Annotated in this window: 11 protein-coding genes; 4 read left to right on the forward strand and 7 right to left on the reverse strand. The window is 69.5% G+C overall.

Features of this window, described 5'->3' with window-relative positions:
* The 4 genes from MAE01_RS09615 to MAE01_RS09630 all read right to left on the reverse strand — a co-directional run.
* Positions 1–1,949: ComEC/Rec2 family competence protein (locus MAE01_RS09615; protein WP_147039341.1), on the reverse strand; the 1,949-nt coding region annotated here is incomplete at its 3' end.
* On the reverse strand, positions 1,946–2,548 hold the full coding sequence (locus MAE01_RS09620) for a ComEA family DNA-binding protein (protein ID WP_229718171.1): 603 nt from the start codon (positions 2,546–2,548) through the stop codon (positions 1,946–1,948). The genes MAE01_RS09620 and MAE01_RS09615, both read right to left, overlap by 4 nt.
* A 202-nt stretch (positions 2,549–2,750) precedes the next feature.
* On the reverse strand, positions 2,751–5,330 hold the full coding sequence (gene leuS / locus MAE01_RS09625; protein WP_147039342.1) for a leucine--tRNA ligase: 2,580 nt from the start codon (positions 5,328–5,330) through the stop codon (positions 2,751–2,753).
* 44 nt (positions 5,331–5,374) lie between these two features.
* The gene (locus tag MAE01_RS09630; protein WP_371861771.1) at positions 5,375–6,682 is read right to left on the reverse strand and encodes an anthranilate synthase component I family protein; all 1,308 of its coding nucleotides are present in this window, start codon (positions 6,680–6,682) and stop codon (positions 5,375–5,377) included.
* Positions 6,683–6,713: 31 nt separating this feature from the next.
* Here MAE01_RS09630 and MAE01_RS09635 point away from each other — a divergent pair, with 31 nt between their 5' ends.
* The 3 genes from MAE01_RS09635 to MAE01_RS09645 are packed head-to-tail and all read left to right on the forward strand — an operon-like array spanning position 6,714 to position 9,378.
* Entirely contained in the window at positions 6,714–7,391 is a 678-nt protein-coding gene (locus tag MAE01_RS09635; RefSeq protein ID WP_147039344.1) for a DedA family protein, read from the forward strand.
* 5 nt (positions 7,392–7,396) lie between these two features.
* Positions 7,397–8,422, forward strand: a complete 1,026-nt coding sequence (locus MAE01_RS09640; protein WP_147039345.1) for an App1 family protein phosphatidate phosphatase — start codon at positions 7,397–7,399, stop codon at positions 8,420–8,422.
* An 11-nt stretch (positions 8,423–8,433) separates the two neighbouring features.
* Entirely contained in the window at positions 8,434–9,378 is a 945-nt protein-coding gene (locus tag MAE01_RS09645) for a 3-methyladenine DNA glycosylase (protein WP_229718170.1), read from the forward strand.
* Here the strand turns inward: MAE01_RS09645 and MAE01_RS09650 are convergent.
* Positions 9,282–10,466 (reverse strand): glycoside hydrolase family 3 N-terminal domain-containing protein, encoded by a 1,185-nt coding sequence (locus tag MAE01_RS09650; RefSeq protein WP_229718169.1) that lies wholly within the window; start codon positions 10,464–10,466, stop codon positions 9,282–9,284. The two genes, MAE01_RS09645 and MAE01_RS09650, sit on opposite strands and share 97 nt — an antisense overlap.
* A gap of 4 nt (positions 10,467–10,470) precedes the next feature.
* Positions 10,471–11,127 (reverse strand): SDR family oxidoreductase, encoded by a 657-nt coding sequence (locus MAE01_RS09655; RefSeq protein ID WP_147039346.1) that lies wholly within the window; start codon positions 11,125–11,127, stop codon positions 10,471–10,473.
* A 60-nt stretch (positions 11,128–11,187) separates the two neighbouring features.
* On the opposite strand from MAE01_RS09655, the gene MAE01_RS09660 reads away from it, so the two are divergent.
* Complete coding sequence (locus MAE01_RS09660; RefSeq protein ID WP_147039347.1) at positions 11,188–12,198, forward strand: DUF2804 domain-containing protein; 1,011 nt, start codon at positions 11,188–11,190, stop codon at positions 12,196–12,198.
* Here MAE01_RS09660 and MAE01_RS09665 read toward each other — a convergent pair.
* On the reverse strand, positions 12,185–13,246 hold the full coding sequence (locus tag MAE01_RS09665) for an NAD(P)-binding domain-containing protein (RefSeq protein WP_147039491.1): 1,062 nt from the start codon (positions 13,244–13,246) through the stop codon (positions 12,185–12,187). The genes MAE01_RS09660 and MAE01_RS09665 overlap by 14 nt on opposite strands.
* Positions 13,247–13,317: the final 71 nt, after the last annotated feature.

Raw genomic sequence — 13,317 nt, forward strand, 5'->3', positions numbered from 1 at the left:
CCGGCGGGAAAGGCGGCAGAGTTCTTCCGCGGCCACAGCACCCGCCATTGTGCGCCGCCGAGCGTGCCGTGCAGGCCGGCGGATGCCTCCACCGTCGGCGCACCACCCTCGCGAAGCATGGCGAGCAGTCGCCGCTCGTCATCCGATTCGACAGGACCGTGCAGCACCGTGCTCACCCGCCCTGCGACCGAGCCCGCGGCGCCGACGTGATCGGCATCGAAGTGCGTGAGCACCAGCAGGTCGATCCGGTCGATCCCCAGGGCACTCAGACACGTCGTTAGCGGCTCGGGCTCCATGCCGGTGTCGATGAGCGCGATCCGCTCCTCCGATCGGACGATGAGCGCGTCGCCCTGCCCCACGTCACACGCCGCGATCGCCCAGTCCTCCGGCACCGTCGTGCCGACGAGCGGTCCGGCCAGCAGCATCCGCCCGCCGAGCAGACCTCCCGCCACGACGAGCGTCGCGACCGACGCGATCCGCGACCACTGCGCCGCTCGCCCCCGGAACGGCGTCGCGCCGGCGAGCAGGATCCCGATCGCGCCGCTCAGCACGGCGACCAGGAGCGCGGCGCCGATCCCCGGCACCACGAGAGCGGTGCCGCCGGGCACCGATGAGGAGACGGTCGCGGTCGTCGCGATCCATGCTGCCGGCAGCCAGGCGGATGCCGCGAGCAGATCCGCCAGCGGTGGGATGGGTGCGGCGAGACAGGCGAGCAAGCCAACGACCGTGGCGATGGGCGCCGCCGGGTCGGCGAGCATGTTCGCGGGGACGCCGATCAGCGACTGCTGCTCGGCGAACAGGGCAATGATCGGCCCGCAGGCCAGCTGTGCGGCGATGGGGATGCCGATCGCAAAGGCGAGAGGCCGTGGCATCCATCGCGACATGCCGCGCGAGAGCGGCGGAGCCAGCACGATGAGGGCCGCGGTCGCCGCGGCGGAGAGCGCGAACCCTGGCGTCGCCGCGAGCCACGGGTCGGAGATCAGGATGCCGGTCACGGCGAGGCAGAGCACGCCGAGGCCGGCACTCGGCCGCCCGCACAGCAGAGTCAGCATGGCGAGCCCCGCCATGACCGAGGCGCGGATCACGCTGGGTTCCGGTGTCACGAGCACTACGAAGGCGGCCAGGGCGGTGAGCGCCGCCACGATACGCAGGCGTCGGCCGCCGCCGCAGATCCCGACGAACCAGAAGACGGCGCCGACGACGATCGCGCAGTTCGCGCCGCTGACCGCCGTGAGATGACTGAGACCGCTAGTGAGCATCGCGGCGTTGAGCTCCTCGGACACGGCTCTGGTGTCGCCCACGGCGAGGCCGGGCAGCAGGCCTGCGCCGGGTTCGGGCAGCCGGGTCGCCCGAGTGACGAAGTCCTCCCGCACCTGAGCGGCGATGCCGAACACGCCCTGCGCGGGCTCCACGATCTCGACCCGCATCCCGAAGACGACGATCGCGGCGCGCTCCCCCGCGTCGGTCGCCATCGCATCCCCGGTCACGCGGATGACGGCACCGAGGTCCAGCCCTGCAGCAGGATCCACGCCCACGCGCATCGGCGCGACGAGCGGCTCCGGCGATCCCAGCGTCCCTGCGCGCATCGACTGCACGTCGAACCAGACTCTGCCGTCGCTACCCTTCGCCGATGAGGATGAGATCTCTACGACGACCTCGACCACCCGCCCGTCCAGCGAGGCAGCGGCATCGCGCGCGGGGGCGGCGAGAGCCGCGGTCAGCGCAGTCGCCGCGGCGGCAAGGGCGAGGAGCACGACCAGACCGCCGCGCGGGCGGGGCTCTTCACCGCGCCGCGACATTCGCCACAGCATCCCGACTCCAACGATGCCTGCGACGGCGACGCCCCACCATGCGGCCTCCGGGATGTAGACGCACACCAGCGACATGGCCCACACGAGCCCGGCCAGCGGCACAAGCCGCAGGTCACGCACCCGCGTGCCGCCGGTCATACCCGCACCAGGTCGCGGAGCCCCGCGAGGAGTTTCTCGCCGATGCCCGATACCGCGAGCAGGTCATCCACCGAGCCGAACCGTCCGTTGGCCTCGCGCCAGTCGATGATCCGCTGCGCGAGCGCCGGGCCGATCCGCGGCAGCGTCTCCAGCGCAGCCTGATCTGCGTTGTTGAGGTCGATCAGGCCGTCGCCGACGGGAGCGGTCGCGCCGCCGTCCGGCGCGGCTCCTACCGCCGGCACGACCAGCTGCTCGCCGTCGCTCAGCAGCCGGGCCAGGTTCACCGCCTGCAGATCGGCATCGTCGAGGGTGCCTCCCGCCGCGGCCAGCGCGTCCACCACGCGGGCGTCAGGCTCCAGCACGTACAGACCCGGCTCATCCACCTGCCCCAGCACGTGGACGTACAGCTCGCCGCCGACCGAGACGTCGTCTTCGGGTGCATCGATCTGCACCGTCTGCGTCGGATCCGCCTGCCCGCGCATGATGCCGAGACCTACCGCTGCCGACAGCACGACGAGCCCGAGCACGACGGCCGCGCCGATGCTCAGTCGCAGACGCGAACGCACCGCCGGAGCAGATGCGGATTCACTCGCTGGCACCCCGCCACGCTAGGCCCGGGCGCCGAGCGCAGGATGCCGGGACCACCGCATCAGTGGAGAATCCGTTGATGCGGTCGGGTGTGCAGGGTCGGTCGGGCTGAGGACTGGCTTCGACTCGCCTGCGGCTCGCTCAACCCGTTTCGTCTCGCTGCGCTCGCTCAACGACCCGCGAACGAGATCCCGGCAATCACGTGCGGCTCGGTCAGCCCTTGACGGCGAAGTTCACCAGCTTCGGCGCGCGGACGATCACCTTGACGATCTCCTTGTCGCCGATCGCGCGGATGACGCGCTCGTCACCCCGTGCCAGCGCCTCCAGCTCGTCCGCCGTGATCTTCGCGGGAACCTCGAGCTGCGCGCGCACCTTGCCGTTCACCTGGGCGACGGCCGTGATGGTGTCTTCGACGAGCAACGCAGGATCAGCCTGACGCCACGTGACCAGGCCCACCGACGGCTCGTGCCCGAGCGCCTCCCACATCTCCTCCGCGGTGTGCGGAGCGATGAGGTCGAGCATCACGGCGACCGTCTCGACGGCTTCGCGGACGGCAGGGTCGCCGGCACCGGCGCCCGAGTCGACTGTCTTGCGGGTGAGGTTGACCAGCTCCATCAGGCGTGCCACCAGCACGTTGAACTTCGTCTGCTCGACCAGCGCCGGCGCATCCGCCAGCAGCTTGTGCGTACCGTGGCGCAGCGCCGCGTTGCCGTCCTTGAACAGCACGTCCACGGGGCTCGACACCTCGTGGCTCAGACGCAGCGCACGCGCCAGGAACTTCTGGGCGCCGGTCGTGGAGACATCCGCCCAGTCCTTGTCGTCTTCCACGGGCCCTGCGAAAGCGAGTCCGACGCGCAGCGCGTCGGCGCCGTGCTTGTCGAGCTCCTCCTGGAAGAGCACCAGGTTGCCCTTGCTCTTGGACATCTTGGCGCCGTTGAGGATCACCATGCCCTGGTTGATCAGGCTGGAGAACGGCTCGGTGAAGTCGATCAGCCCCATGTCGAACAGGACCTTGGTGATGAAGCGCGCGTAGAGCAGATGCAGGATCGCGTGCTCGACACCACCGATGTACGAGTCGACCGGTGCCCAACGCGAGGCTTCCGCCGGGTCGAAGGCGAACTGGTCGCTGTTCGGTGACAGGAAGCGCAGGAAGTACCAGGAGCTGTCCACGAAGGTGTCCATGGTGTCGGGGTCGCGCAGCACCGGTTCGCCGGAGGCGGGGTCGACAGTACGCACCCACGACTCGGCGGCGCCCAGCGGGGACGAGCCCTTCGGCGAGAGGTCGAGGCCCTCCACACTCGGCAGTCGCACCGGCAGCTGCTCGACAGGAACCGGAGTGACCTCTCCGTCCTCGTGGTGCAGCATCGGGATCGGGGTGCCCCAGAACCGCTGGCGCGAGATCAGCCAGTCGCGCAGCCGGTAGTTCTTCGCCGCGCGACCGGTGCCAGCGGCAGTCAGCTGGTCGATCGCACGCGCGACGGCGTTGCGCTTGGACAGTCCGTTGAGGTCGCCGGAGTTGATCATCCGCCCCTCGCCGGCGAGCGCGACGCCAGTGACAGAAGGATGCTGGTCGTCGAGGCCCTCGGCGGGCTCGATCGGAACACCGTCCTCATCGACGTCGATGACGGGCATGGCTCCGGTGACCGGGGCGGTGGTGTCGACGACGACCTTGACCGGCAGGTCGAACGCACGGGCGAAGTCGAGGTCGCGCTGGTCGTGCGCGGGCACAGCCATGACGGCACCGTGACCGTAGTCGGCCAGCACGTAGTCGGCAGCCCAGATCGGCAGCTTCTCACCGTTGACCGGGTTCACCGCGAACCGCTCCAGGAACACGCCGGTCTTGGGGCGGTCTGTCGACTGACGGTCGATGTCGGTCGTCTTCTGCACCTTCCCGAGGTACTCCTGGAAGGCCGTGCGCACCTCTTCCGGAGCATCCGCCGCGAGCTCCGCGGCCAGGTCGGAGTCGGGAGCCACGACGAAGAACGTCGCACCGTGCAGGGTGTCGGGCCGGGTCGTGAACACCGTGACCGGCTCGTCGCGGTCCTCGATGCGGAAGTCGACGTCAGCGCCGATCGAACGGCCGATCCAGTTGCGCTGCATCTGCAGCACCTTGTGCGGCCAGCGGCCCTCCAGCTGGTTCAGGTCGTCCAGCAGCCGGTCGGCGTAGTCGGTGATCTTGAAGTACCACTGGGTCAGCTTCTTCTTGATCACCTCGGCGCCGCAGCGCTCGCACCGGCCGTCGACGACCTGTTCGTTCGCGAGCACGGTCTGGTCGTTCGGGCACCAGTTCACCGGGCTCTTCTTGCGGTAGGCCAAACCGCGCTCGTGCAGCTGCAGGAACAGCCACTGGTTCCAGTGGTAGTACTCGGGGTCGGAGGTGTGCAGCTCGCGCGTCCAGTCGAACGAGACGCCGTACGCCTTGAAGCCGACCTTCTGCTGGTCGATGTTCTGGTACGTCCACTCGCGCGGGTCGGCGCCGCGGCGGATCGCCGCGTTCTCGGCGGGAAGGCCGAAGGAGTCCCACCCGATCGGGTTCAGGACGTTGTGCCCGCGGTGCCGCCAGAAGCGCGCGACGATGTCGGAATACAGGTAGTTCTCCGCGTGGCCCATGTGCAGGTCGCCCGAGGGATACGGGAACATCGCCAGCACGAACTTGCGGGGACGGTTGTCTTCCGCGCCGCCCGCGAGGAACGTGTCGTTGTCGGCCCAGTACTTCTGCCACTTGGCTTGGATGGCGTGCGCCGACGTGGACTCGTCGACGGACTCGGCGGAGGCGGTGGAGAATTCAGACAACGAACGGCCAATCTCAGGAAGTCAGGAACTTTCAGGATATCGGATCACCCGCGGCGCCAGGCCGCCGGAAGCTCTGCTCCCAGAGCCGCCAGCGGGGCACCGGCCTTGGTCGCCACCTCGGCGACTTCCGCGTCCGACTCCGACCCCCAGGTGATGCCTCCCCCGGCGCCGACTACCGCCCGATCGCCGTCGATGAGGATGCTGCGGATCACCATCGCCAGATCCACGGCGCCGTCCGCACCCACATACCCGAAGCAGCCGCTGTACACCCCGCGCGGGGCGCCGGACTCGAGCTCATGCAGGAGCGTCATGGCCGACAGCTTCGGAGCGCCGGTCATGCTGCCGGCGGGGAACGCGGCATCCCACAGTCCTTGCACGGTGAGGCCTGCGGCGCCACGGCCGCTGACGGTGCTCACCAGCTGGTGCACGGCCGGGTACGACTCCACCTCCCAGAGTCCCTCCACGCGGATCGATCCCGGCTCGCACACCCGTGAGAGGTCGTTGCGCATCAGGTCGACGATCATGACGTTCTCGGCGCGTTCCTTCGGACTCGCCTTCAGTTCGGCGGCGAGCGCCGCATCGGATGCCGCGTCCGCTCCTCGAGGACGGGTGCCCTTGATCGGACGGGTGCGGATGCGTCCGCCCGCCGCGTGCAGGAACGTCTCCGGACTCGCGCTGAGGAGGGCGCGAGCGCCGATGCGGACGAATCCGCCGTGATGTGCGGGAGTCGCAGTCCGCAGTCGCAGGTACGCCTCGACGGCGTCGTGCTCGCCGGGGACAGTGAACCGCGTCGTGAGACACAGCTGATACGCGTCGCCGGCGCGGATCGCGTCGCGACAGCGCTCGATAAGGGCGGCGTATTCGTCCGGGGTGTGGCGGGCGGATGCTGTGCACTCCTGCTGCGGGTCGCCCTGCGAAGGAGGCGAAGCCTCCGAAGACGAAACGGGGTGAGCGAGCGCAGCGAGTCGAAGCCTCTCCCCCACCTCCCACACCTCACCCGTGGAATGATCGACGGCCACCGCGGCCGTCACACGCAGCCAGGCCGGTCCGCCTTCGGGCTCCGGAGCGGGAGCCCCGGCCCGCCGTGCACCGCTCTCGTAGTCCAGCCAGCCGACCCAGCCCCCGCGGAAGGGTGGCAGCCCACCCGTCCCCGCAGCCACGTCGAGTCGCACGTCACCCGGGCCCGCAGCATCCGGCTCGCCGATGCCGATGATGCTCCAGCCGTCGACGGCGCTCGCACCGGCATCCAGCCAGAACAGGTCCGGATGCACGGCGGCGAGCGCGCGGAAGAGCCGCGGCAGGTCGACGCTCGCATCGATACGACGCACGTCGAGCAGCGGATCACTGGGCACGATCACAGCGTAAGGTGCGTATTCTCGTTGCGTGGACGACTTCCTGCTGTGGCTCCTGGATGCCGTGCAGGCTGTCGACCCGGTCGCCCGCACCCTCATCGCGGGGCTGGCAGTGATGCTCGAGACGAGCATCCTCATCGGCCTCATCGTCCCGGGCGACACCATCGTCATCATCGCCTCCATCGGCGTGGACGGCCCGGTCGAGGTCGTCGCGATGGTCATCGCCGTCGTAATCGGGTCACTCATCGGCGAGAGCATCGGCTTCTGGCTGGGGCGTTGGCTCGGCCCGCGCATCAGAGGCTCCTGGATCGGCCGCAGGATCGGTCCCCATCACTGGGACCGAGCCGAGCGCTATCTGGCACGGAGAGGTGGCCTGGCGATCTTCCTGTCGCGGTTCCTTCCGGTACTGCACTCGCTCGTCCCGCTCACGGTCGGGATGAGCACCTACTCGTACCGCCGCTTCCTCGCGTGGACGGCCCCTGCCTGCCTGATCTGGGCCGGCGCGTACGTGAGCGTCACCTCGCTCGCCGCGGGAGGGTTCCGCGAGCTCGTCGATCGCGTGCACTTCGCCGGCTATGTGTTCGTCGGCGTGATCGTCCTGTTCCTGCTGCTGGTGTTCCTGGGCAAGAAGCTGCTGACCCGGTGGGAGTCGCGGCACATGCACGTCTCGGATGCCGACGAGAACACCGGCCACGACGTGAAAGACTGATGGCGATGTCCGAAGACACCGCCAAGAAACCAAGAATCCACTGGTTCGCACGCCTCGAGCACCGTCTGCACGTCTGGCGGGAGAGCCGGGCGCGACGTCGTGGACGCACCGCGAGCATCCTGCCGTTCGCGGGTTACGGCGGTACCGGCTGGGTGCGTGTGCTGGGGCGGGTCCTCATCGTTCCCCCGCGACGTCCGAACGCCGACGGCGAATACGCGTCGGTGCGCGGCTGGCGCAGCTTCGTCGGCATCCCGGTCGGTTTCGCGAAGGCGCGCATCACGATCGCCGGGCACACGCACGAGGTCATCGCGGACCGAGGTGGCGTGATCGACGCCGTGCTCGACGTCGACCTCGAGGCCGGCTGGCAGACGTTCACGATGTCGGTCGAAGGGCAGGAGCCCGTCGAGGGCACCGCGTTCATCGTCGGCGACGACGTGGACTTCGGCATCCTGTCCGATGTCGACGACACCGTGATGGTCACCGCGCTTCCTCGCCCGTTCATCGCGGCGTGGAACTCCTTCGTCGTGGACGAGCACGCCCGCATCCCCGTCCCCGGGATGGCGGTGCTCCTCGATCAGCTGAAGCGTCAGCATCCCGGCGCTCCGATGATCTATCTGTCGACCGGCGCATGGAACGTCGCCCCGACTCTCAGCAGGTTCATGCACCGGCACCTGTTCCCGTATGGATCGATGCTGCTCACCGACTGGGGGCCTACCCACGACCGCTGGTTCCGCAGTGGCCGGGAGCACAAGCTGCGCAACCTGCGCCGTCTCGCCGAGGAGTTCCCGCACGTCAAGTGGCTCCTGATCGGCGACGACGGGCAGCACGACGAGGCGATCTACTCCGAGTTCATGATCGAGCATCCCGACTCGGTGGCCGGTGTCGCAATCCGTCAGCTCTCCACGACCGAGGCGATGCTCGCCGGTGGTCGCGCGGCCACCGACGAACACCCCCACGCCGCGCCGTGGGTCGCCGCCTCCGATGGCGCCGGGCTCCGCGAGAAGCTCACAGACGTCGGCATCCTGCACTGAGTGAGCCGATCGTGTTCTCCCTGGACCGGACTGCGTGGCTTGCGAGTGAGCATGCGCACCAGGCCCGCGCCGACGCACTGACGTCCGCACATCGCGAACGCGCATCTCGCGGTGAGAAGCACCCCGTCTGGGACTTCCTGTTCACCTACTACTCCTACTCGCCCTCTCAGCTGAGGCGCTGGCATCCCGGTGCCGGCATCGAGCTCCAGGGCGCGCCGGAGCGGGCGGGCTGGCGCTGGTACACGGCCGGTTCGTCGCCGGATTCCGTGGTTCCGGATGCCGCAGCTTTCGCGCGCGAGAAGGCGCCCCTCGCGGATCTCATCGAACGGATGCTGCGCCGCACCGCCGCGCGACCGGGGCAGTTCGGCTGCTTCGGCCTGCACGAATGGGCGATGGTCTACCGCGAGGAGGAGCACCGGCATCCCGCACCGCTGAGGCTGGGCCAAGCCGGCACCGATGCGGTGGTCGAGGCGCACGATCTGCGCTGCACCCACTTCGACGCCTTCCGGTTCTTCACGCCCCCCGCCGTGCCCCGCAACCGCACGAACCTGACGCGTGACGATCAGCCCGCGCTGGAGCAGCCCGGCTGCCTGCATGCCGGCATGGACCTGTACAAGTGGGCCATGAAGCTCGGTCCGCTGATCCCGGGCGAACTGCTGCTGGACACGTTCGAACTCGCCCGCGACATCCGCCTGCTCGATATGGAGGCGGCGCCCTACGACCTGTCGGACTGGGACGTCGTGCCCGTGCCGATCGAGACCCCCGAGGGCAAGGCCGAGTACGTGCGCCGTCAGCGGGGGTTCGCCGAGCGCGGCAACGCGCTGCGCGGACGGATGCTGGACGCGTGGCTTCACACGGGTCAGGACACCGGTTCACAACCGGCGCAGGGCGCCCAGACGGCGCCGGATGCCGCGCGCTCGAGCCGCAGCGTCATGACGCGTTCCGCGGCTTCCTGAAGACGCTCGGCGGGCAGGGTGCCGTCATCGACGGCCGCCTCGATCCCTACGACGAGCTGAGCCGCCGTATCCGGTGTGGAGTGGGCGATCATCAGCACGAGATCGCTGCCCGCGGTGACGGCCGCCACGGCGTTCGCTACCGGATCGGCGTACTCCGGAATCCCGGTGGAGATCAGCATGCCCAGATCGTCCGTGACGATCACGCCGTCGAAGCCGAGATCGTCCCTGGCGATGTCGTGCCATCGCGGCGACAGCGAGGCGGGGACGTCGTCGACCGCGGTGTACGCGAGATGACCGAACATCAGCACGGACGCCCCGGCTTCGATCCCGGCGACGAACGGAAGCGCGTCGCTGCTGCGCCACTCGTCCAGCGATTCGCGGGTGCTCGGGATCAGTTCGTGCGAGTCACCGGGTGCGGCGCCGTGGCCGGGGAAGTGCTTGAGGGTCGAGGCGACGAACGGCTCCTCCGCGGCGACAGCGGCGGCGACACGATCCGCTGCATCCGACGGGGCGGCCCCGAGGGAACGCGCGTGGATGAACGACGACGCGTCAGCTGTCGTGTCGGCGACGACGCCGAAGTTCACGTTCGCGCCGGCGCGGGTGACGAGAGCCGCGCGTGCCGCGAAGGCCGCACCGGTCTCGGCGGCAGGGCTGTCCTTCAGGGTGCGGGAGCCGGGGAACTCGTCCCACGGCAGGCGTGAGACGTCGCCGCCCTCCTGGTCGATCGCGATCAGCGGTGGCACGTCCTGATCGGTGTCGAGCGCGGCCGTCACCGTGCGAAGTGCGTCCTCGCTGCCGGGGACGTTCGCGCCCATGAGGATGAACCCGCCGATGCCGGTGTCCTGCATGTAGCCGGCGAGCGTCGCGGCATCGGTCGTCGGGATGTGCCCCATCACGATGCTCGCGGCCTGCTCGGTCGTGGTCATCTCCGCCACGCGGCGCTCTGCCTCGGCGGCCGGACCGTGCGGGCCGGCGGATTCCACGGTCTCGGTCCGTGCGGTGGCGGTCGCGGTCTCGACCGGAGCTCCCGCACCCAACACTGCGGCGGTGAGGAGCGCCGCAGTGCCGAGCATCGAGACTCGGCGCATGGTGTCAGCGCTTCAGTGCGGCGGCGATCGGCTCCGACGACTCCGGCGTGCCGTTCCCGAACCGGATCGTCCGGCCGATCGTCAGCGGCTCGGCGATCGCGCCGGCGATCACCGCCGCGACGTCGGCGCGTGCGACGCGTCCACGATCAGGAGCTTCGAGGTCGATGCGCCCGGTGGGGTCGTCGAGGGTGAGGGTTCCGGGGCCAAGGATCGTGCCGTCGAGATCGGTGCCGCGCAGATGCTCGTCGGCAGCCCACTTGGCGTCCGCGTATGGGAAGAACGAGTCGTCCTCCGGCACGCCGTGATCGGCGGTGGACCCGAGCCACGACACCATGACATACCGCTTGACGCCTGCGGCGGATGCGGCGTCCATCGAGCGGATCGCGGCATCCCGGTCGACGGCATAGGTGCGCTCCCGGTCTCCTCCGCCCGCTCCCGCCGACCACACGACGGCGTCGTGACCGCGGATGAGGTCGGCGATAGCCGCAGTGTCCGACTGCTCGATGTCGGCGACGCGTGCGGTGGCGCCGGTCTGTTCGACGTCGGAGACGTGATCGGGATTGCGGATCACGGATGTGACCTCGTCACCGCGGGCGACGAGGATCGGGGCGAGCAGGAGCGCGATGCGGCCGTGGCCGCCGAAGACGATGACACGGGACATGCCTCCAGGCTAACCGCCGTCGCGGTCGATAGGGCCGGTGCCCTTAGAATCTGGAGCACCATGACCGAGCGTGAGATCACCGAGCGCGTCCCGCTCACCGACGCCCGTGGCGGACTGAACCCGGCTGCACTCGGCTGGACGCGCACTCCGCTGCACGATACCTCCGGCATCCCCTCCAGGCGGCACTGGGGCCGCAACAAGCGCTGGGAGTACTGGGGCGTCATGACCCCGACGCACGTCATCGCGCTGACTGTGTCGTGCATCGACTATCTGTCCCTCCATTCCGTGTGGGTCCTGGATCGGGCGACCGGCGAGGAGATCGAGACCACCGTGCTGTCGCCTGGCGGTCGAAGCGCGACACTCCCTGCCTCGCTCGGCGATGGCCCCGCACGCGCGCAGACCTCGAAGGTCACACTCGACATCGACGAGATCGAGGATGCGACGACGCTCCGTGGCAGCGCGCCGCGGGTGACGTTCGACATCACGGCCGGACGGCCGGCCGGACACGAGGCGCTGGGCGTTGTGGTGCCGTGGCGGCGGAACGGACGCATCCGCCATTTCCAGTACACCGTGAAAGACGTCGCGCGGCCCGCGTATGGAACTCTGACGATCGACGGTACGACTTTCGACGTGCCGGAGGGAAGCTGGGCGGTGCTCGATCACGGCCGTGGCCGCTGGCCGTATCAGGTGTGGTGGAACTGGGCGGCCGGAAGCGGGACCGTCGACGGCCGGGTGATCGGCCTGCAGCTCGGTTCGAAATGGACCGATGGCTCGGGAGCCACCGAGAACGCCCTCGTCGTCGACGGACACCTGTCCAAGATCAGCGAGGAGCTGGTCTGGGACTACGACTCCTCCGATTGGCTGCGGCCCTGGCACATCCACGGCGAGAGCGCGGATCTGACGTTCACGCCCTTCCACAACAAGCACTCGCGCACGAACGTCCTCGTGATCTCGACGCGCACGGATCAGCTGTTCGGGACGTGGAGCGGTTGGGTGCTCGACGATACGGGAAGCCGTGTCGGAGTCGACGGCATCGAGGGCTGGGCCGAGGACGTGCTCAACCGCTGGTGACGAGCGAGGACAGCGCTCGCTGCACTCCCACCGCGGCCGTGCGTCCCGCGCGGTTCGCACCGATCGTGCTGGCCGACGGACCGTAGCCGACCAGCTGGATGCGCGGATCCTTCACGGCCGTCGTGCCGCGGCCGTTTCGGTCGAGTTGGATGCCGCCAGCCTCACTGCGCAGGTGAAGCGGGCCGAGGTATCCGATGGCGGGGCGGAACCCGGTGGCCCAGAGGATCACGTCGACGCGCTCGAAGGAGCCGTCGGCCCACCGCACGCCGTCCGGTTCGATGCGCTGGAACATCGGCCGACGGTCGGAGTATGCGCCCAGACGCTCGGCCTCGCGCTCCTGCGGACGCAGCATGAGCCCGGTGACGCCGACGACGCTCTGCGGCGGAAGCCCCTGCGCGACGCGCCGCTCGACGAGGGCGACGGCTGCCGCGCCGGCTTCAGGAGTGAAGTCGTCGTCGCGCCAGACCGGCTCGCGGCGCGTGGCCCATAGCGTGTCGGTGATCGGGGCGAGTGCGCCGAGGAACTGCACGGCGGACGCACCGCCTCCGACGACCAGTACCCGCTTGCCACGGAAGTGCTCCGGGCCCGGGTAGTCGACGGTGTGCAGCTGCTCGCCGAGGAACGTCTCCATGCCCGGGTAGCGCGGCAGGAACGGCTGGCTCCATGTGCCGGTCGCGTTCACGAGCGTGCGAGTGCGCCACTCGCGCTCCCCCGCGTGCACCACGAGGATGCCGTCCTCATCGGTGACGCGATCGACGTGCACAGGGCGCACCACCGGGAGACTTCCTGCGCGCTCGTACTCGGCGAAGGATGCCGGCACCACGGCGTTGGCGCGCTGGTCATCGCGGGCGGGGGCCACCGCGCCGGGCAACTCGGCGACGCCGTGCACGTCATTCATCGTCAGGGCATCCCACCGGTGCTGCCAGGCGCCACCGGGGTTCTCGTTCGCGTCCAGGACGAGGTGATCGATTCCCAGGCGCTTGAGGTGGAAAGAGGTCGAGAGGCCCGCCTGGCCTGCGCCGATGACGATGCTCTCGAGGATCTCCATATCCATCACAACGCATACATCTGCGGATGTGTTCCCGAAGACCCGCCCGGCGTCGCGCCGATTGGCACCAA

This window comes from Microbacterium aerolatum (assembly GCF_007988825.1).
In the GTDB taxonomy this organism is placed as follows: Bacteria; Actinomycetota; Actinomycetes; order Actinomycetales; family Microbacteriaceae; genus Microbacterium; species Microbacterium aerolatum.

Coding starts and splice junctions, on each gene's coding strand:
- MAE01_RS09640 (WP_147039345.1), top strand. CDS start 7,397: ATGTCCGAAGACACCGCCAAGAAACCAAGAATCCACTGGTTCGCACGC.
- MAE01_RS09650 (WP_229718169.1), bottom strand. CDS start 10,466: ATGCGCCGAGTCTCGATGCTCGGCACTGCGGCGCTCCTCACCGCCGCA.
- MAE01_RS09655 (WP_147039346.1), bottom strand. CDS start 11,127: ATGTCCCGTGTCATCGTCTTCGGCGGCCACGGCCGCATCGCGCTCCTG.
- MAE01_RS09660 (WP_147039347.1), top strand. CDS start 11,188: ATGACCGAGCGTGAGATCACCGAGCGCGTCCCGCTCACCGACGCCCGT.
- MAE01_RS09665 (WP_147039491.1), bottom strand. CDS start 13,246: ATGGAGATCCTCGAGAGCATCGTCATCGGCGCAGGCCAGGCGGGCCTC.